The organism is Roseateles sp. T103 (genome assembly GCF_057219915.1).
Genome location: NZ_JBXVVS010000008.1, coordinates 23846 through 42544, shown reverse-complemented (window position 1 = coordinate 42544; position 18699 = coordinate 23846). Strand labels below are relative to the sequence as shown.

14 protein-coding genes and 1 tRNA gene are annotated in these 18699 nt (G+C 64.6%); 5 read left to right on the top strand and 10 right to left on the bottom strand.

Annotated elements, in window-relative coordinates; translation table 11 throughout:
• The first annotated feature begins 46 nt into the window (after positions 1-46).
• Positions 47-679, top strand: a complete 633-nt coding sequence (locus AC2EBS_RS18045) for a hypothetical protein (protein WP_484729843.1) — start codon at positions 47-49, stop codon at positions 677-679.
• Positions 676-1365, top strand: coding sequence for a PEP-CTERM sorting domain-containing protein (locus AC2EBS_RS18040; RefSeq protein WP_484729842.1), 690 nt, complete (start codon positions 676-678; stop codon positions 1363-1365). The genes AC2EBS_RS18045 and AC2EBS_RS18040 overlap by 4 nt, the downstream gene beginning before the upstream one ends.
• Here AC2EBS_RS18040 and AC2EBS_RS18035 read toward each other — a convergent pair.
• The 3 genes from AC2EBS_RS18035 to AC2EBS_RS18025 form a co-directional block, all read right to left on the bottom strand.
• Positions 1294-3030 carry a GIY-YIG nuclease family protein gene (locus AC2EBS_RS18035; protein WP_484729841.1) on the bottom strand — a complete coding sequence of 579 codons (1737 nt, stop codon included), beginning with the start codon at positions 3028-3030 and terminating at the stop codon, positions 1294-1296. The genes AC2EBS_RS18040 and AC2EBS_RS18035 overlap by 72 nt on opposite strands.
• A 361-nt stretch (positions 3031-3391) precedes the next feature.
• Positions 3392-5422 (bottom strand): DUF6538 domain-containing protein, encoded by a 2031-nt coding sequence (locus AC2EBS_RS18030; RefSeq protein WP_484729840.1) that lies wholly within the window; start codon positions 5420-5422, stop codon positions 3392-3394.
• Between the two features lie 84 nt (positions 5423-5506).
• Positions 5507-5580 (bottom strand) — tRNA-Gly (locus AC2EBS_RS18025).
• A 104-nt stretch (positions 5581-5684) separates the two neighbouring features.
• Between AC2EBS_RS18025 and AC2EBS_RS18020 the strand changes: the two genes are divergently transcribed.
• The gene (locus tag AC2EBS_RS18020; RefSeq protein ID WP_484729839.1) at positions 5685-8273 is read left to right on the top strand and encodes an ABC transporter permease; all 2589 of its coding nucleotides are present in this window, start codon (positions 5685-5687) and stop codon (positions 8271-8273) included.
• Between the two features lie 33 nt (positions 8274-8306).
• On the opposite strand, the gene AC2EBS_RS18015 is transcribed toward AC2EBS_RS18020, so the two are convergent.
• The 6 genes from AC2EBS_RS18015 to AC2EBS_RS17990 all read right to left on the bottom strand — a co-directional run bounded on the left by AC2EBS_RS18015 (position 8307) and on the right by AC2EBS_RS17990 (position 15834).
• Positions 8307-10220, bottom strand: coding sequence for a methyl-accepting chemotaxis protein (locus tag AC2EBS_RS18015; RefSeq protein WP_484729838.1), 1914 nt, complete (start codon positions 10218-10220; stop codon positions 8307-8309).
• An 82-nt stretch (positions 10221-10302) separates the two neighbouring features.
• Positions 10303-10836 (bottom strand): chemotaxis protein CheW, encoded by a 534-nt coding sequence (locus AC2EBS_RS18010; protein ID WP_484729837.1) that lies wholly within the window; start codon positions 10834-10836, stop codon positions 10303-10305.
• A gap of 66 nt (positions 10837-10902) precedes the next feature.
• Positions 10903-12741 carry a methyl-accepting chemotaxis protein gene (locus AC2EBS_RS18005; RefSeq protein WP_484729836.1) on the bottom strand — a complete coding sequence of 613 codons (1839 nt, stop codon included), beginning with the start codon at positions 12739-12741 and terminating at the stop codon, positions 10903-10905.
• 63 nt (positions 12742-12804) lie between these two features.
• Positions 12805-14934 carry a chemotaxis protein CheA gene (locus AC2EBS_RS18000; protein ID WP_484729835.1) on the bottom strand — a complete coding sequence of 710 codons (2130 nt, stop codon included), beginning with the start codon at positions 14932-14934 and terminating at the stop codon, positions 12805-12807.
• A 30-nt stretch (positions 14935-14964) separates the two neighbouring features.
• Positions 14965-15327: a response regulator gene (locus AC2EBS_RS17995; RefSeq protein ID WP_484729834.1), complete on the bottom strand. Its 363-nt coding sequence runs from the start codon at positions 15325-15327 to the stop codon at positions 14965-14967.
• 48 nt (positions 15328-15375) lie between these two features.
• On the bottom strand, positions 15376-15834 hold the full coding sequence (locus AC2EBS_RS17990; RefSeq protein ID WP_484729833.1) for a hypothetical protein: 459 nt from the start codon (positions 15832-15834) through the stop codon (positions 15376-15378).
• Positions 15835-16104: 270 nt separating this feature from the next.
• Here AC2EBS_RS17990 and AC2EBS_RS17985 point away from each other — a divergent pair, with 270 nt between their 5' ends.
• A complete protein-coding gene (locus AC2EBS_RS17985; protein WP_484729832.1) occupies positions 16105-17247 on the top strand; it encodes a hybrid sensor histidine kinase/response regulator in 1143 nt (380 codons plus the stop codon).
• On the top strand, positions 17244-17894 hold the full coding sequence (locus AC2EBS_RS17980) for a response regulator (protein ID WP_484729831.1): 651 nt from the start codon (positions 17244-17246) through the stop codon (positions 17892-17894). The genes AC2EBS_RS17985 and AC2EBS_RS17980 overlap by 4 nt, the downstream gene beginning before the upstream one ends.
• Positions 17895-17920: 26 nt before the next feature.
• Here AC2EBS_RS17980 and fliR read toward each other — a convergent pair whose 3' ends face one another.
• A complete protein-coding gene (gene fliR, locus AC2EBS_RS17975) occupies positions 17921-18685 on the bottom strand; it encodes a flagellar biosynthetic protein FliR (protein ID WP_484729830.1) in 765 nt (254 codons plus the stop codon).
• Between the last annotated feature and the right edge of the window lie 14 nt (positions 18686-18699).

Here is an 18699-nt window from a genome sequence, read left to right as displayed (position 1 = left end):
GAGGTCGCCGGACATGGCTGGGATGCGAGACCCGCGGAATGGACCGATGGTCGACCTGGAGTTCCAGCACTCTTTGGTGGCGGGGCTGGTCCTCAAGCCCGAGGTGCCGGAAAAGGTGCGCATTGCCTTCGACACGGCGCGGAACCTCTATCTCTACGCGTGGCATGTCTACCGCTTCTATCCGGTCGCTGAGCTGCAGGCTCTTACCTCACTCGAAGCTGGGCTTCGGGCTGCTCTACCTGAGAGGCTGCCGGCAGACTACCAGCACCCTCGGCAGAAGAGGCCAATGCTCCATGGCTTGCTGCAGTACGCCATCGACCATGAATATGTCCGCAACGAGGGCTTCAGCCGCTGGCATGAGGTTGCTCGTGATCGGGCTCGCCAGCGCGCCGACATGGCCAATCTAGAGCGAATGGAGCGTGAGGGGCTGGACTCGATTGAGATCGATGAGGACACGCCCTTGGAGATCCATCCTGAGGACCAGGACTGGGACTTGGTCAGTGTCCTGAAGGTGACTATGCATCGCCGCAGGAACAGCCATGCGCATGGCGATGGCGGGCTGACGGGCCAAGTGCGTGGGACACTGGAGCTGGTTGCTGAAGTCCTCAATCAGGTTTTTCCCATTCGCGGCGCTACTGATGGAGGCGCCATTTCTGACAACTCGAATCACTCAGCATGACGATCAAAGCTCTACTACTCAGCCTGTCCTTGGCAACTGCCCTCACGGCGTCACCGTCCGAGGCCGCTCTGTTCACTGGGTCGGAAACTGGCTCAGGAGGGGCGACATTTGCGACGGTGTGGGACACCACTACTGGGCTTGACTGGCTTAGCCCGACGGCCACTACGAATAGGACAATCAGCGAAGTCTTGACTGGATACGGGGGATGGGCGGGCCTGGGGTTCCGGTACGCCACGGGCTCAGAGTTGCGCCTTCTTCTCGAGCATGCAGGGCTGGCCGGTGCCAGCGCTGGCGCAAATTCTTGGTCCGATGCGGCGGCGATCCACGGGATGAATGCCCTGGTCACATCGCTTGGCTGGACCTACGAGGATCGGCAGCCTAGCCCTGGTGATGAACTGGGTAAGCACACGATCTATGGCGTTCTTGCCGATCTCCATCTGGGCGATGGCCAGTCGCCGGCCAGCCGCCAGTACGCCGTGCTGACGAGTTCAACGGACTACGCGGGCGCGGGCTTCGGCGGGCAGTGGCTGTACGGCGACGCAGACAACCTGGTTGGTTCGTTCCTTGTCAGAGATCGCTTCAGCGTGCCTGAGCCTGGGACGGCTTGGCTGACGCTATTCGCCTTCGGCATCGCTGTTGCTGGCGCCGGGCGGTTGCGATTCAGGGCTAATAACATCCGCGAGTGAGGCGGCTTTCTTCCTACGCGCGCCGGAGGCCGCACTGAGCCGCGCGGCCTCGCTGCGCGAGATCCAGCGGCAGTTGTCCGGGGTGAATCCGCGTGTTTTGTCTAGCCGAGCGAAGACGAGATCTTGAGATGTCGGCTGACCCATGTCTGCAAGGAACTGATTGAAGTCGCGCCAAGGCGGGTGTAGCTCTACTCCTGGGTCGAACCTCTTGCTGGCGGGCGAGATCAGGCCGTGAACGATCGCGCTCCAAGCCTTGTATGCGCGGGTCTTGCAAAGCCCAAGACCGGACTTCGGGGGGGCGGTCACATCTATGCGCCCGATCCGTATGCGAGCCTTTGCTGCATGCATCGATATTGCCCGCGTTGCTGCAACGTACTCTGATGCTAAGCGGCGGCTCTTGAATCGGAAGCCGTCAACTTCGGTCGGTCGACCCAAGCTGCCGCCGCTTTCGCCGCCAGGGGTCAGGTTGTAGCCAGCTGGCCATAGCGTGCCGAGCCGGCGAATCCAGTACCGCTCTTTGCTCTCAAGCCCTGACTTGGTAGTTCCGCTGTCGATTTGCTTGATCGTGAACGCATGTTGGCCGTCGGTGCGAATGGCCGCATGCAGACTGCCTTCGTGGCGAATTTGCCCCATGGTGGCTTGTTCACAATGACTTCGCCAGCGGATGCCTAGGTTGACGATGGTCTGGCCGACATACTGCTTCCCGCTCGCTCGATGTGTGACGAGGTACACGACGCCGTTGGCAAAGCCGGGGCTTGGAATGCGCTTGAATGCATCTTCCGGTGAGGAGCCCCTTGCAATGTCCCTTGCTATGGTTTGGGTCGACGCTGGCGGCTTCAAGATGCGCGCTGCTGATTCAAGGTTTGGGTAGAGGACGTCGTTGACCTTTACTGGGTTTACAGCCCGCTCACTGCGCAGATAGCCTCGGGCGAAGACCCGCTCGTCAGTCATGCCCGCTTGACGCCTCTTTAATGCTCGGGTGTAGCCGACACCAGCTGACCTGCAATCGGCCTTGAGCGAGCCCGCTGCGCGTGAGGCTGCTGCGCATCGTGGACATCCGTTGCCCCTGAGGTGGTTCTGTGCGGCCTGCTGGAACAGACCATGTGTGGGACAACATATCTCGACCTTCTTGACCGCACCCCGATAGATCGCAGTCGAGTAGCTGTACTTGTCGCCATGGACGCTGCGCGCACGTTCGACAAATCTCTCGGTCGGCGTGGCATGGCGATTCGGTGTCGAGTCCTGCCGTCTTGCACCAAGAGCCTTTTCGCCGACACAAGTTTGGCAGCCGTTGTGCCCACGGATATGTGATTTTGCAACTTGAGTGAACCATCGATCATGGCTCATGCATCGGAGCTGAATCCGGTCTCCTGTCCCAACGCTGTCGCCAATTCTGCTGTAGTCGAATCGGACCTCAGTGTGGGCACGCTGCGAGCGCCTGATGAACTCTGACCTCCCGAGTCGCATGCGGACCGCGTAGCATTCGCGGCAGCCGACTCCTTGCCAATGATGCTGCGGCAGGATCTGAAATGGCCCGTGGGTTCGGCAAACAACCGTGACTTTGTCGTCGGTCGAGCGGTAGCTCACCAGCCGATAGTCGTATGTGTCGCCATGAGCGCCGCGAAAGCGGGCGATGGCTTGCTCTTGGCTGAGCTTCTTGGGCATCTTGCGCGACGGCGTGCTGCCGCAGGGAGCGTATAGGCTCGGCTTGTGCCTGCGGTCGTCACGACTTGATTGGTTGATGACGCTGCGCAGTCTTGCAGTCCATCTTGCCGATGCGCCTAGCGATTCTGCTGATGTTCAGCCGGCGCTGCCGAAGGCACCATTTACCCGAAAGCACAAGCGATGAATAAGTCATCACTGACTGATCATCCAATGTTGGCGCGGCTCTCGCGCCCAGCGCTCTGCCACGCGCACCACGATGGCCGGTAGCCAGTCGATCCAGATGTGGCGCGGGCGCATCGAAAGTTGCGCAGCGCCCCTTTCCAGCAGGGTCCGTCCAGAGGGCGCCAAGGCAACGTCGCGATCAATTCGCGGCATCGACCGGATTGCGTCTCGGCTGATGACGTGCCTTCAGCGCCAACGCATCTTCCACCGCGGCAAGCCCATCTTTGACCTTGAACGCGGCAATGGGTGGCAGCACGAAGCTGATCTTTGCCAGGTGCTCGCCAAGCTGCTTTGCAGCGCGGCCCTTGTCGTATCGGATCTCGGTTGTACTGTTCCCTCGCGAATGTCCGACAAGCTGAGATTTGATCGGGGAGGGGACCAGTGCATCCCCAAGAGCAGTTGAGAAGTTATGGCGCAGAGAGTGGAAGGTCTTTTTGCCATCCCTGGGAATGCCGAGCTCCCTGCCGAGGAATCGCTCGTTGAACCAACTGCTGGGCGCCTTGCCATAGCCTTTGACTTGATCAAATGCCAATTCGGGAAACAGCCGCTGATAGCCGGCGGTGCGCAGGGCCCTCGCGTATTCGAGAAGGCCGAGCTCAATCAACGTCGGATGAATGGGAACGATGCGCACCGCGTTGACGTTCTTGAGCGACTTATCCACCGCACCGTCTCGGCTCGCTTCTTCATCTGAGACGTCTCCGCCGTCCAGGTCGAGCTTGTCTTCGCCCAATAGGTTGAAGTCGATGTAGGCAATTCCATCAGGTACTTCGACGATGTCGGCGAGGTAGAGCTGGGCGAGTTCGTTGATCCGCCCCCCGGCGTACAAGCCAAGAAGTGGCAGCCAGTAGTAGTGCGGCCTGAAATGGAAAAACCGGCCCTGCTTGCTTCTCTGCCCGATGCCGGTCCTGAACCAGTCAGTGCCAAAGATCTTCAGCAAGTCTGATTGCGACATTGGCAATCGCTGTTGGGCGGCAGCGGTGCGCTTGCCCCCAACCGACTTGAACACATCATCGGCCAAGCCATCTGCTGGGTTGCGCGTGAGCATGCCCTGCTTGACGGCCCACTTCAGGAACTCGCCCATGTCGGCGATCAGGCTCTCCAGTGCAAGCGGGGTGAGCCGCTCCAGCCCGTGCTCGTCGGCCAGCCGGATGAGATCGAGCGAAGTTGCATCCGGCACCTTGAGCCGCCGCTTGACCAAGTCACGACGCACCGGAAGACGACCGGCTTGATTGGCCACAGACCAGAGCACGTCACGGTCCAGCTGTCCAAGGCAGATGTCCCCAGTCAGTTCAACGAACATGGCACCAACGCCCTCCTTGGTATGGAGCGTGTCAGGGCGCCAGGAGGCTCGGCCAGCATCTATGTGTTTCCGCACGAGTTCAGAGAGTCTGGTGTTGGCGTATTTGGGCTCGCAGTACGACGAAATGTTGGGCGCTGTGCGAGCAGTGGCCTCAACGGCAACGCTTGGGGCTCGCTCAAGCTGGACGGACGCAAGCGGCAGGAGCGTCTGTCGTAGCGCTTCAACATCAAGTTTGCGAACCAGCAGACTCGACGAATGCACTGGCAGGCCGGGCACCGGCACGACAAATGCCATCTGCTTGATCGGAGGCAGCATGAACTGGCAGATGCCTTGTGGTCCGGCAGACGAGACTAGGCTGCGGACTTCATCTGGGAAGCGCAGGGCAACGTCCCGGGACAGTCTGCGCTGCTCGCCGTGACGCTGAAGCTCGGAGTCGGTGATGTCTACGGAGACCAAGCCGGTCTCATCGATGTCGTGATAGAGGCTGTCTATGTCCTTGATCAGCCAACCGTCCTGGTCTACAAGGCGCACGAAGAACGCGGCCTGACGCTGCAGCAGGTGCTCAGCGAGACGGAGACGATCGGAGCCAAGCTGTTCGGCAGCCTGGTCAAGAGGGATGAGACCGTCGCCGATCAGGTCGAGCGAGCCGGCTATGACTTTGGTCGGGTCCATGCTCTGCAGTGAGGCCACGCGACGATGCCAGTCGGCGATGAGCGAGCTGGCGACAACCTTCGCGAGGGGCAGGTCACGGCAACGGGTGCTGACATGCACTTCCTTCTTGCCAAGAACCTGCTGCAGCTGCCGGGGCACGTACATGCGCACGACATAGACACCGCTGCGTAGCCGCTTGAGGTACTGAATCTGGGGCATCGGTCCATACCTTCGTAGTGGACCTGCGGCGGGATGCTCCGGGCACGACTCAAATCCTTTTTGGATCAATGAGTTGCGCACCTATGGAGCGGGCGATGGGAATCGAACCCACGTCATGAGCTTGGGAAGCTCAGGTCCTACCATTGAACGACGCCCGCGTTCGGCGCCGATTATAGGGAGGGCTTCGGCAGCTGGTGCCGACTTTCCCGCGACAAGGCCCCGCGCCAGATGCTGCCTCGCTGGCACCGCTACAGTCCGGCAAATGAGCGCGCCCCAACTTCCACAGTCCGAGTCTTCGCCCCTGTCCGCCGAGCCCCTGCCGCGACCGCCGGCGGTCTGGCGGCTGGCCTGGCGCCAGTTGTGGCGAGACTGGCGGGCCGGGGAGTTGCGCCTGCTGATGCTGGCGGTCTCGCTGGCGGTGGCCGCAGTCTGTGCGGTGGGCTTCCTGTCGGATCGCCTGGAGCGCGGCCTGCAGCGCGATGCGGGCAAGCTGCTGGGCGGCGATGCGGTGGTGATCAGCGACCAGGCAACGCCGGCGGCGCTGCGCGAGCTGGCGGCCGAGCTGGGACTGCGCAGTTCGGCCACCATCAGTTTCCCGAGCATGGCGCGTGCACCGCAGGAGCAGGGCGGGGCAACGCGGCTGGTCGCCGTGCGTGCGGTGGATGCCGCCTATCCGCTGCGCGGCCGGCTGCGCCTGGTCGACGGGCGCAGCGTCGGTGCGCCGCAGCGCGGCACGGTCTGGGTGGATGCTCCCTTGCTCGATGCGCTGGGTCTGGAACAAGGCGCCACGCTGTTGCTCGGCGAGATGCAGTTCACCGTGGCGGGACTGATTGCCGAAGAGTCCGACCGCGGTGGTGGTTTCGTGAACTTCGCGCCGCGAGTGATGCTGGCCGAAGCCGATCTGGCGGCCACCGGACTGGTGCAGCCGGCCAGTCGCATTTCCTACCGCCTGGCGGTGGCCGTGCCCGAGGGTCGGCCGGCACGGGTGCAGGACGAGTTCCAGCGCCGCGCGCGCGAGCTGATCGAGAGCCGCCAGTTGCGGGGCGTGCGACTGGAAACCCTGGAGTCCGGCCAGCCCGAGATGCGCCAGACCCTGGATCGGGCCGGGCGCTTCCTGAAACTGGTGGCGATGCTGGCGGCGCTGCTGGCTGCCGTGGCGGTATCGCTGGCAGCGCGCGATTTCGCGGCGCGGCACCTGGACGATTGCGCCATGCTGCGCGTGTTCGGCCAGCCGCAACGACGCATTGCCTGGGCCTATGGCCTGGAGTTCGGCTTTGCCGGACTGCTTGCCAGCCTGGGCGGCGCCGCGCTGGGCCTGGCGCTGCATCAGGTCTTTCTGCTGCTGCTTGCAGGTCTGATCGAGGTGCAGCTGCCCGCACCGGGACCCTGGCCCCTGGCCCTGGGCATCGCGTTGGGCATGGGTCTGCTGCTGGGCTTTGGCCTGCCGCCGGTGCTGCAGCTGGCGGCTGTGCCGCCGTTGCGGGTGATCCGCCGACAGATGGGCAGCGTCAAGCGGAGCTCGATGCTGGTGCTTGCCGCAGGCTTGCTGGGCTTCGGCGCGATTCTGGTGCTTTTGGCGCAGAACCTGGTGCTGGGCCTGCTCACCGCCGGAGGCTTTGCGCTGGCGCTGGGCCTGTTCGCCCTGCTGGCTTGGCTGGCGGTGGCTGTGCTGCGCCGCGTGGTGCCGATGGGTGGCGACAGCGCGGCCATGCCGCGCTGGCTGCTGCTGGCCACGCGCCAGCTGGCAGCCCGGCCGGGGCTGGTCGTGGTCCAGACCTCGGCGATGGCTGTCGGCCTGATGGCTCTGTCCTTGCTGGTGCTGCTGCGCACGGACCTGATCGATGGCTGGCGAGCCGCCAGCCCGGCCGATGCGCCGGATCGCTTCGTCATCAACATCCAGCCCGATCAGGCTGAGGCCTTCCGCGCGACGCTGCGTGCCGCCGGCGTGCCGGACTATGACTGGTATCCGATGATCCGGGGCCGGCTGCTGGCGATCAATGGCAAGACCGTGTCGCCGCAACAGTACGAGGACGCGCGCGCCCAGCGCCTGGTGGAGCGCGAGTTCAATCTGAGTCACAGCGACGAGATGCCGCAGCACAACCGGCTGCTTGCAGGCCGCTGGCAGGCACAGGAGTCTGACGGGCTGAGCGTGGAGGAGGGGCTGGCCAAGCAGCTGGGGCTGCAGCTCGGTGACCGCCTGCGCTTCGATATTGCCGGACAGGTCGTGGAGGCGCGCATCACCTCGCTGCGCAAGGTGGACTGGGCCTCCATGCGGGTGAACTTCTTCGTGATGTTCCCGCTGGCGTCCATGCCCGAGCTGCCCTCGACCTTCATCGCGGCATTCCGCGCGCCGCCTGGCGCGGGCCTGGATCGCCAACTGCTGCGCGACTTTCCCAATCTCACCGTGGTCGATGTCTCTGCGCAACTTCGCCAGGTCCAGGCGGTGCTCAATCAGGTGATCGATGCGGTGCAGTTCCTCTTTGCCTTCACCTTGGCGGTGGGTCTGGTGGTGCTGCTCACCGCAGTGGGTAGCACCCGCGAGGCACGCACGCGCGAGTTCGGACTGATGCGCGCGCTGGGCGCCGGCGCAGGGCTGTTGTCCCGGGTGCAGCGTGCCGAACTGCTGGGCGTGGGCGCGCTGTCCGGACTGCTGGGCAGCGGCATGGCCCTGCTGCTGTCGGCCTTGCTGGCCCGCTATGTGTTCGAGTTCGACTGGGGCGGCTCGCTTTGGATCCTGCCCGTGGGGATGATCAGCGGCGCCCTGCTGGCCTTGCTGGCGGGCTGGTGGGCCTTGCGCGGCGTGCTGCAGCGGCCGGTGGTGCAGACGCTGCGGCAGTCCACGCCCGACTGAGTCGGCCCTGGACGCTGCCGCAGGCCAGCGCGCTCAGAGCCGGAAGATCGCGACGGCTTCCATCAGTCTTTGCGCCTGCTCGCGCAGACTGGCCGCAGCGGCCGCCGACTGCTCCACCAGGGCGGCATTCTGCTGCGTCATCTGGTCCACCTGCGTGACTGAGCTGTTGACCTGGACGATGCCGTCGCTCTGCTCGGCTGCTGCAGAGCTGATCTCGCTGATGATGTGGGACACGCGCTGGACGCCAGCGACGATCTCGCTCATCGACTGGCCCGCTTCCTGCACAAGCTGAGAGCCGGTGGCGACCTTGTCGACGCTGGCGCCGATCAGGCTCTTGATCTCCTTGGCGGCCTCGGCCGAGCGTTGCGCCAAGGTGCGCACTTCCCCGGCGACCACGGCGAAGCCGCGCCCCTGCTCGCCCGCACGTGCCGCCTCCACCGCTGCATTGAGGGCGAGGATGTTGGTCTGGAAGGCGATGCCGTCGATCACGCCGATGATGTCGTTGATCTTGCGCGAGCTGCTGTTGATCTCGTCCATGGTGCTGACCACGCGCCCCATGACCTGGCCGCCCTGGTCGGCGGCACTGGAAGCGGAGACCACCAGCTCGTTGGCGGTGCGCGCTGACTGCGCGGTCTGCTGAACGGTGCTGGTCAGCTGGGCGATCGACGAGACCGTGATCTGCAGGTTCGAGGCGGTCTGCTCGGTGCGATTGGAGAGATCCTGGTTGCCCGAGGCGATCTCGGCGCTGGCCGTGCCGATGGAGTCCACCGAATGGCGGACCACGCCGATCATCTCGGCCAAGCGCCGCCGCATCGCTTCGGCATCGCGGGTGAGTTCGCCGATCTCGTCTCGGCGGTCGCTGTGCATCTCGGTGCGCAGATCGCCTTGTGCGATCGCGCGAACGCCGCTGCTGAGCGTCTGCAAGGGCCTCGCGACCCAGTTGCGCAGCAGCCACGACAGGCCGAAGCCGAGCGCCAGCGTGGCGGCGCCCAGCATCAGCCAGAAGGGCACCATCGTTGCCCAGTGCGAGGCCATGGCCTCGCCGCGCGACACCTGCGCGATGACCCATTGGTTGGTCTTGCTGTTCTTGCGCACGATGGCGAAGTTGTCCGTGCGGCCATTGCCCAGCAGATCGGGCACCCTGTCGATCTGTCCCTCGTCGCCCAGCTCGGCGAGCTGCTTGGCGAAGTCGGGTGCCAGCTCGCTGAGCAGCTTGCCCTGGAGCGTCGGGTGGGCGCTGATCCTCGCCTGGCTGGGGTCCTTGCCGACCGTCAGCAGATACATGCCACCAGAGTCGAAGAACTTGGTGTCGCTCGCCATCTTGGCGATCGCGGCCTCGAAGGCAGCAAGGTCGAATCCGATGAAGAGGATGCCGATGACTTTGCCGGCGTCGTTGCGGACCGGCTCGTAGAAAGCCATGTAGACCTTGCCGAACAGGGTTGCGCGGCCGGTGTAGCTTTGACCGGCGATCATCGATGCATAGGCCGGGTGCTGCTTGCCCAGCATCGTGCCCATGGCCCGTTCGCCTTTCTCGTTCGTCAACGAGGTGGTGATGCGGATGAAATCGTCGCCCTTGGCCGCGAACACGGTCGCCACGCCGCCCGTGGTCTTGGCGAACTTGTCCACCTGGGTGAAGTTGCCGTTGAGCGTCGGTCCCCAGTCGCGGAACTCGCCAGTGGCCTCGTCGAGCGTGAAGGTGGGGCCGAACTCCTGGCGGAAGGTGCCGAAGCTGCTCTTCACCAGCGCGCGCGCGGCTTCGTCCATCGCATTCATCGCATCGGCCAGCGCTTCGGCCTTGTCTCCGACCCAGGTGTTGATGCGTTCATCCGCGACCCGGGTGAGCAGCACGCTGACGGCGCCGCTGATGACGAGCAGGACCACGAAGAGGCTCGCTACGCCGATGAGCGAGACCTTGCGGGCAATCGAAAGCGTGCTTGCTGTGTTCATGGCTGTACTTCCGCCAAAGAGTGGAACTCAGGCAAACGGGACGAAAAAAAACCCGCGGATCAGGCGGGTTCTGTTGTTCTCGTCAGGCAGCGATTGAATCCATCAGGCCCATATCGGCGCTGCTCATCAGGCCTTCGATGTCCATCAGGATCAGCATGCGCTCGCCGACCGAGCCGATGCCTGTGATGAAGCTGGTGTCCACCGCGCTGGCATTGAGCTCCGGGGCCGGGCGGATTGCATCCTTGTTCAGCTCGAGCACGTCGGACACCGAGTCCACCACCGCACCGACCACGCGGTTGCGAACGTTGAGCACGATGACCACGGTGAAGCTGTTGTACTCGGCGCTCGCGCAGCCGAGCTTCAGGCGCAGGTCGACGATAGGCACGATCACGCCGCGCAGATTGACCACGCCCTTGATGAACTCGGGCGCATTGGCAATGCGCGTCGGCTGCTCGTAGGAGCGGATTTCCTGCACCTTCAGGATGTCGATGCCATATTCCTCGCTGCCCAGCCGGAAGGTCAGGTACTCGCCGCTGGCCGGTGCATGGGAGGTCACCGCCAGGGCGCCGCCGCTGCGGGGAACGAGTTGGGTGGCTTCGGAGACTTGCTGTTCCATGGTTGACCTCTGCTTTGGACGGGAAATCGTTGGGTTGATCGGCGGAGCTGTCGGGGTGACTGGGGCTCAGAAGGTTTCCCAGTCACCATCAGCTTCCTGGACTGGAGGCTTGGCCTTGGGGGCTGCTGCCGCAATTGCCGGTTTGGGCACCGCAGGCGCTGCCATCGGCTTGGGTGGCGTGGTCGGCTGAGGCTTGCGTGCGGCGCTTGCGGACGTGATCGAAGCGGTGTTCTGCTTCACTGCGGGCGCCACCGTCACAGTGCTGGTGCTGGTCTTGCCGGCTGTCTTGGGCGCGGCAAAGGCGGTTGTCAGCGACGGGGCTGCTGCCGTCTGCTGGCTGTCCAGGCGGAAGCGGGAGACTGCCTGACTCAAGCGTTCGGCCTGGTCCTTGAGGCTTTCTGCCGCGGCTGCCGATTCCTCGACCAGCGCGGCATTCTGCTGCGTCATCTGGTCGAGCTGGACCACCGACTGGTTGACCTGCGCGATGCCATCGCTCTGCTCGGTGGAGGCCGCGGTGATCTCGCCGATGATGTCGGTGACGCGCTGCACGCTGGAGACGATGTCGTTCATCGAGCTGCCTGCGTCCTGCACGAGGCGCGTGCCGACCTCGACGCGCTCCACGCTGGCGCCGATCAGTGCCTTGATCTCGCGGGCCGCCTCGGCGCTGCGCTGCGCCAGCGAACGGACTTCGCCGGCGACCACCGCGAAGCCGCGGCCCTGTTCGCCTGCCCGCGCGGCTTCCACTGCAGCATTCAAGGCCAGGATGTTGGTCTGGAAGGCGATGCCGTCGATGACGCCGATGATGTCGGCGATCTTCTTCGAGCTGCTGTTGATCTCGTCCATCGTCGAGACAACCTGGCCGACCACTTCGCCGCCGCGGGCCGCGGCACCCGAGGCCGAGGATGCGAGCTGGTTGGCGGTGCGGGCCGATTCGGCCGTCTGCTTTACCGTGCCGGTGAGTTGCACCATTGAGGATGCCGCGGACTGCAGGCTGCTGGCGGTCTGCTCGGTGCGGCCGGAGAGATCTTGGTTGCCGCTGGCGATCTCGACCGAGGCGGTACGGATGCTCTCGGCCGAGGCGCGCAGTTGTCCGACCAGGTCTTTCAGCGACTGCTGCATGTGCTGCAGCGAGCGCATCAGGTGCGAGGCTTCGTCCTTGCCTTCGATGGTCTTGGACGCGCTGCTCAGGTCGCCCTGCGCAATGGCGCGCGCCAGCTCCTCGGCATCGGCCAACGGCGCGCAGATGCTGACCATGTTCAGCAGGGTCAGCGGCACCACCACCAGCGCCGCCAGGGCCAGCACGACGATGAAGGCGCTGAGAGCCTTTGTCTGGCTGGCCTCTGCTGCCGCCTTGGTCTCGCCGCTCTCGGCCTCGATAGTGCGACTCAGCTCGTCGAGCAGCTTCTCGGCCTGTTCCACATCCTGCTTGGCGCGACTCAAGAGCCTGTCGGCAATCGCCGGGTTGTCGTAGGCGTTGTTCTCCAGCGAGCTGAGTACTTCCTGCGCCTTGTTGGCATAGGCAGCCAGCAAGGCCTGCACCTTCTCCATCAGGGCTTTGTCGCTGTCGGTCTGCGACTCGGCCATCCGCTTGGTGATGTCGCCGATGGCCGTACGTGAGGCTTCCCACTTCGCACGAGCTGCCTTCACCGCGTCCGGCTTCTCGTAGTTGATGATCATGTCCTTCTCGTGCGCGCGCATCTCGCCCATGGCTCGGATCAGGCGGTTGAGCTGAACGGCTTCTGCAACCGACTGGTCGGCGAACTCCTGCGTCAGTTTGGTCAGCGAATTCATGCCCACCAGGCCGACGCTGCCGACCAGCAACAGCAACACCAGCACCATCGCGATCGCGCCGATCATGCGGGTGCGTATGCTGAATTGCCGTAGCAGGGCGCGCACGTTTGTCATGTCTGTCCTTCTCCCACGTTTGCTCTTTGTTCTTGTGTCAGTGACCTAGCTGCGTCGCAGGGCTCAGTGGCGCGAGCGGCGTACCAGGCTGCCGATGTCCAGGATCAGCGCCACACGACCGTCGCCCATGATGGTTGCGCCCGAGACGTCCGGCACCTTCTTGTAGTTGGACTCCAGGTTCTTCACCACCACCTGCTGCTGGCCGAGCAGTTCGTCCACGAGCAGTGCGACGCGGCCGCCTTCGGCCTCGACCACGACCATGATGGAGCTGACATGCTCGAAGTCGAAGCGCGGGACATTGAAGACCTGCTCGAGTTCGACCACCGGCATGAACTCGTCGCGCACCTCGACCACGCGTCCGGAGCCGCCCACGGTCTTGATGGTGTCCGCCTGCACCTGGAAGGATTCGACCACCGAGGCCAGCGGCAGGATGTAGACCTCTTCGCCGACACCGACGCTCATGCCGTCCATGATGGCCAGCGTCAGCGGCAGACGTACGGAGACCTTCATGCCGTAGCCTTCGGCGGAGTCGATCTCCACCGTGCCGCCCAGCGCGGTGATGTTCTTCTTCACCACGTCCATGCCGACGCCGCGGCCTGAAACATCGGTCACCTGTTCCGCGGTGGAGAAGCCGGGCGCGAAGATCAGGCCCCAGACATCGGCGTCGCTCATGCTGTCGGGCGCGTCGATGCCCTTCTCGCGTGCCTTCTTCAGCAGCTTCTCGCGGTTGAGGCCTCGGCCGTCGTCGCGCACCTCGATGACGATGGAGCCGCCTTGGTGTGAGGCAACCAGGGTGATGGTGCCATGCTCCGGCTTGCCCTTGGCCAGGCGTTCAGCCGGCAACTCGATGCCGTGGTCGCAGCTGTTGCGCACCAGATGGGTCAGCGGATCGGTAATCTTCTCGACCAGTCCCTTGTCGAGTTCGGTGGCTTCACCTTGGGTGACCAGCTCGACCTTCTTGCCCAGCTTGGATGCCAGGTCGCGCAGCATGCGCGGAAAGCGGTTGAAGACGCCCGACATCGGAATCATGCGGATCGACATCACCGATTCCTGCAGATCGCGGGTGTTGCGCTCCAGATCGGCCAGGCCCGAAGCCAGCTGCTGATACAGCGCCGGGTCCAGGCCGGCGCTGTTCTGCGCCAGCATCGCCTGGGTGATGACGAGCTCGCCGACCAAGTTGATCAGCTGGTCGACCTTTTCGACCGAGACGCGCAGCGTGGTCTGGTCCATGCCACCGGCGGCTGGGCGCGGCTCGGCCGCCTTGCCAGCTGCCGGCTTGGCGGCGGGCACCACCGCAGCCTTGGGGGCCTCGGCGCTCACCGCGGCCGTGCTGGCTGCCGGTACGCCGGGCGCGTTGTCGAAGAAACCATAGCCCGGATCCGGCGGCGTCGGCTCGGGTGCCCCAGGGGCGCCCTCATGGAAGCCGTAGCCGGGGCCCAGCGGCATCAGCTTGACCTGCTCGCGCGCGACATGGAAGGTGAACAGGTCCAGCAACTCGTTGTCGCTGCTGCTGGTCAGGACCTTGAAGCGGCGCATGCCATCGGCGGCCTGGCCGGCGTCCAGAGGTTCGATGGTGCCGAGGTCGGTGATTTCCTTGAACAGCTCGACCAGGTTGTCGGCTTGAGAGGGGTCAGCCAACGGGCCAACCTGCAGCTCGAGCAGCCGTGCGCCCGGCTTGCCGGCGGCCGCAACTGGTGCAGCAGCCGGTGCAGCCGCTGCAGGGGCTGGTGCCGCAGCGGCCGGGGCAGGCGCGGCAACGGCCGGCGGCTCGCCGCCTTCGACGAAGGCGCGGATGCTGGCCAGCAGCGAGCTGGTGTCCACCGGATCGGCTCCGCTGCCCTGATGCCGCCCCAGCTGCGCGCGCAGCGCGTCGCCGGACTGCAGCAGCACATCGACCATCGCAGAGTTGGGGGCCAGCTCATGGCGCCGCAGCTTGTCCAGCAGCGTTTCCATCTGGTGGGTCAGCTCGGCCACGTCGCTGAAACCGAAAGTCGCTGCGCCGCCCTTGATCGAGTGCGCGCAGCGGAAGATCGCGTTCAGTTCCTCATCGTCGGCTGCCTCGATGTTCAGGTTCAGCAGCAGCTGCTCCATGTTGTCGAGGTTCTCGCCAGCTTCCTCGAAGAAGACCTGATAGAACTGGCTGAGGTCGATACCGGCACTGACGCTCGCGCCTTCGGAAGACATCTCTCCCATGCTGAACTCCTGTGGTCTGAAGGCGCTGCTTTAGCGGATGACTTTGCCGATCACTTCGATCAGCTTGGCCGGGTCGAAGGGCTTGACCAGCCAACCGGTGGCGCCCGCGGCGCGTCCGGCCTGCTTCATCTGGTCGCTGGACTCGGTGGTCAGGATCAGGATGGGCGTGGTCTTGAACTTCGGGTTGTCGCGCAGCTTCTTGGTCAGGCTGATGCCATCCATGCGCGGCATGTTCTGGTCGGTGAGGATCAGGTCGAAGTCACGCGTGGCGGACTTTTCCCATGCGTCCTGGCCATCCACCGCTTCCACCACGTTGTAACCGGCGTTCTTGAGGGTGAAGGAGACCATCTGGCGCATCGATGCCGAATCGTCCACAGCAAGAATTGAGTGCATCGTTTTTCTCCGGATAACAAACGGGTATCGGTTGAGCTTGAGGGATCTTTAGAACAGTTCGACGGAGCCTGCGTCCATCTCGTCCTGAGTCACGGGGTTGGGGCGTAGCGGCGCGATCTCGACGACGGCTTCGCCATCCTCGTCGTCGCCGAAGGCGTCTCGCGCGAGCTGGTCCGAACAGTTGCGCAGCCGCTGCGAGGTGTGTGCGATCAGCTGCGTGGACATGTCCTGAAACTGCAGCGCGGTGATGGCGCCGGCAATCTGCTCCATCACGGCATGCAGGCCGGCGGCGCTGCACTGGCCGTCGTTCTCTGCGGCCTGCCGCAGCATGGTGTTGAGCTGGCTGGACGCAGCGTAGAAGTGCGCGGACAGCGACTCACCCGCGTCGTCGATCAGTCGCTGAAGGCGTTCGAGATCGTTGTTGACCGTCATCAGATGGTCCTGGATCTCGGCGGCAGCCAGCAGGGGCAGCAGGCCCGGTGCGTCGGGCTCTGGTGTGTCGCTCATCAACGTACTGGCTCCATCGCTGAAGTTCCTTGTTCTGGCTTGGCCTTGTCCAGGGGCGGGCAGGGCTTGGCAGCGCTAGAAATCTTCGGCAATTCTGCCCGCGCTTGTCTACGCGACAAGCAAGGCGAAACAGGTTTATTTGTTGATATCGGCAAAATTTGCCTCGATCCGCTGATTAGTATTGCCGCAGGGTATGGATTGCTCAAGCGTTTTCGGTCTGGGGTGGCTCCCGAGTCGGACGGCTGGTCATTCTTGGCATACTCCCGCCCCATGACGTCCACCAGCGCCGAGCGTTCCCTGCGGATACTGCATGTCGAAGATTCGGAACTCGACCATCAGCTGATACTGGCGCAGTTGCAGCGTGCGGGGCTGCGGGTTGAAGTGGAGCGTGTCGATACCCTGTCCGCTGTTGCGCAGGCGCTGCAGCAACCCTGGGATGCCATCGTTTCCGACTACAACCTGCCGGGTTTTTCCGGGCTGCTGGTGCTGGACATGCTCAAGGACAGCCAGCAACTGGTCCCCTTCATCCTGGTCTCGGGCGAAATCGGCGAAGACACGGCGGTCGCCGCGATGCGCACCGGCGCCTCGGACTACCTGCTGAAGAACAACCTGGCCCGGCTCGCGCCGGCCCTGCTGCATGCGATCGAGGCCAGCGAGACTCAGCGGGCCCGCCAGGCGGCCGACCGCGAACTGCTGAAGTCCAAGCAGCAACTGCATGAGTTGGCCGGGCATCTGCAGACCAGCATCGAGATGGAGCGTGCTGCGATCGCCCGCGAGATTCACGACGACGTGGGCGGCTCGCTGACAGCGCTCAAGTTCGACCTGGCCTGGATGGCGCGCCACGCCACCGACGAGGCGCTGCGCCAGCGGGTGCAGTCGGCGCTTGAGACGGTCAGCTACGCGATCGAGGCCAGTCAGCGCATCATGCACAACCTGCGCCCGGCCATCCTCGAGCAGGGGCTGGTGGCTGCGGTGCAGTGGATGAGCATGCGCTTCGAGCGCCGCACCGGCATCCTCACCAAGGTGCGCACCAGCCAGGAGCAGATCCAGCTGCCGCCCGGCGTGCCGCTGGTGGCTTATCGCATGGCGCAGGAAGCGCTGACCAATGTGTCCAAGCATGCCCAGGCGACGCAGGTCGACATCGACCTCAGCGTCGACTCCGGCGTGCTGACGCTGGAGGTGCGTGACAACGGGCGGGGCATCGCGCCGGGCGACCTGGCCAAGGCGCGCAGCTTCGGCATTCGTGGCCTGCATGAGCGCGCCGCCACGGTGGGCGGCTGGGTGGACCTGAGCAGCAGCTCGGCCGGTACCAGCCTCATCCTGACGGTGCCGCTGCATGCCGAGTGCACGGTGACTGACGAGGCCGACGCGCTGGTGCCGGCACATGATCCTTCTGCCTGGGGCGGTGCATGATTCGAGTGATTCTTTGCGATGACCATGCCTTGATCCGGCGCGGCATCCGCGACACCCTGGCCGATGCCTCCGACATCGAGGTGGTCGGCGAGGCCGGCGAGTACGGCGAGCTCCGCAGCCTGCTGCGCCAGCTGGCCGGGCAAGGCCGCGACTGCGACGTGCTGGTGCTGGACATCAACATGCCCGGCCGCAGCGGCCTGGATGTGCTGCATGCCCTCAAGGACGAAGGCAGCCCGGTGCGCGTGCTGATCGTCTCCATGTATCCGGAGGACCAGTACGCGATCCGCGCGCTCAAGGCGGGCGCCTTCGGCTACGTCAACAAGGGCGGCGATCCACAGCTGCTGGTGCAGGCGGTGCGCACGGTCGCGCAGGGCCGCAAGTACGTGACGCCCGAGATCGCGCAGATGCTGGTGGAGAGCCTCACCGCGCCCGCTGCCGAGCAGGCGCACCAGAAGCTGTCCGATCGCGAGTTGCAGACCCTGGTGATGATTGCCTCGGGCAAGCGGCTCTCCGACATTGCCGAGGAACTGACGCTCAGCCCGAAGACGGTCAGCGTTTACCGCGCCCGCGTGCTCGAGAAGCTGGGCTTGAGCAACAACTCCGAGCTCACCGTCTACGCCATACGCAACGGCTTGGTCCAGTCCTGAATCCGCGCGGCGAGCAGCCGCAGGCGCTAGGTGAACGCGGCCAGCAGCCGCTCGAGGGCCACGGTGAACGGCGTCTGCATCAGCGGCAGCGTGGCGACCATGCCGATCAGGCCGACGCTCACGGTGATGGGGAAGCCGATCGAGAACACGCTGATCTGCGGCGCGACGCGCGAGATCACGCCCAGCACGATGTTGACGAAGAGCAGCATCGTGATCAAGGGCAGCGCGATCCACAGGCCGATGCGGAAGATCTCCGCGCCCCAGACCTGGGGCTGCGCCGCACGCAGGAAGTGGAACGGCTCCTCGCCGACCGGAAAGGCGACGAAGCTCTGCGCCAGTGCATTGATCAACAGCAGGTGGCCGTTGATGGCGACAAACAGAAAGGCCACCAGGCTGCCGAAGAAGCGGGCGCTGGACGTGCCCTGGCTGCCTGTGGCGGGGTCGAAGAAGCCGGCGAAGTTCAGACCCATCTGCAGCCCGATCAACTCGCCGGCAAACTCCAGCGAGGCGAAGACCAGCCGCACCGCAAAGCCCATCGCCAGGCCGATGAGCAGCTGCTGCGCGATCAGCAGCACCAGCATGCCTATCGAGTCCAGCGGCAGCACCGGCATTTCCGGCAGCGAGGGCTGCATCGCCAGCGCGATGAACAGCGCCAGCCCGACACGAGCACGCATCGGCATATTGCGCTGGCTGAAGATGGGCAGACCCGAGAGCAGGGCCAGCGTGCGCACGAAGGGCCACAGCAGCGGATTCAGCCAGGCGAGCAGCTGTGCTTCGGTAACGGTGAACATCGCGTCGCGTTCGG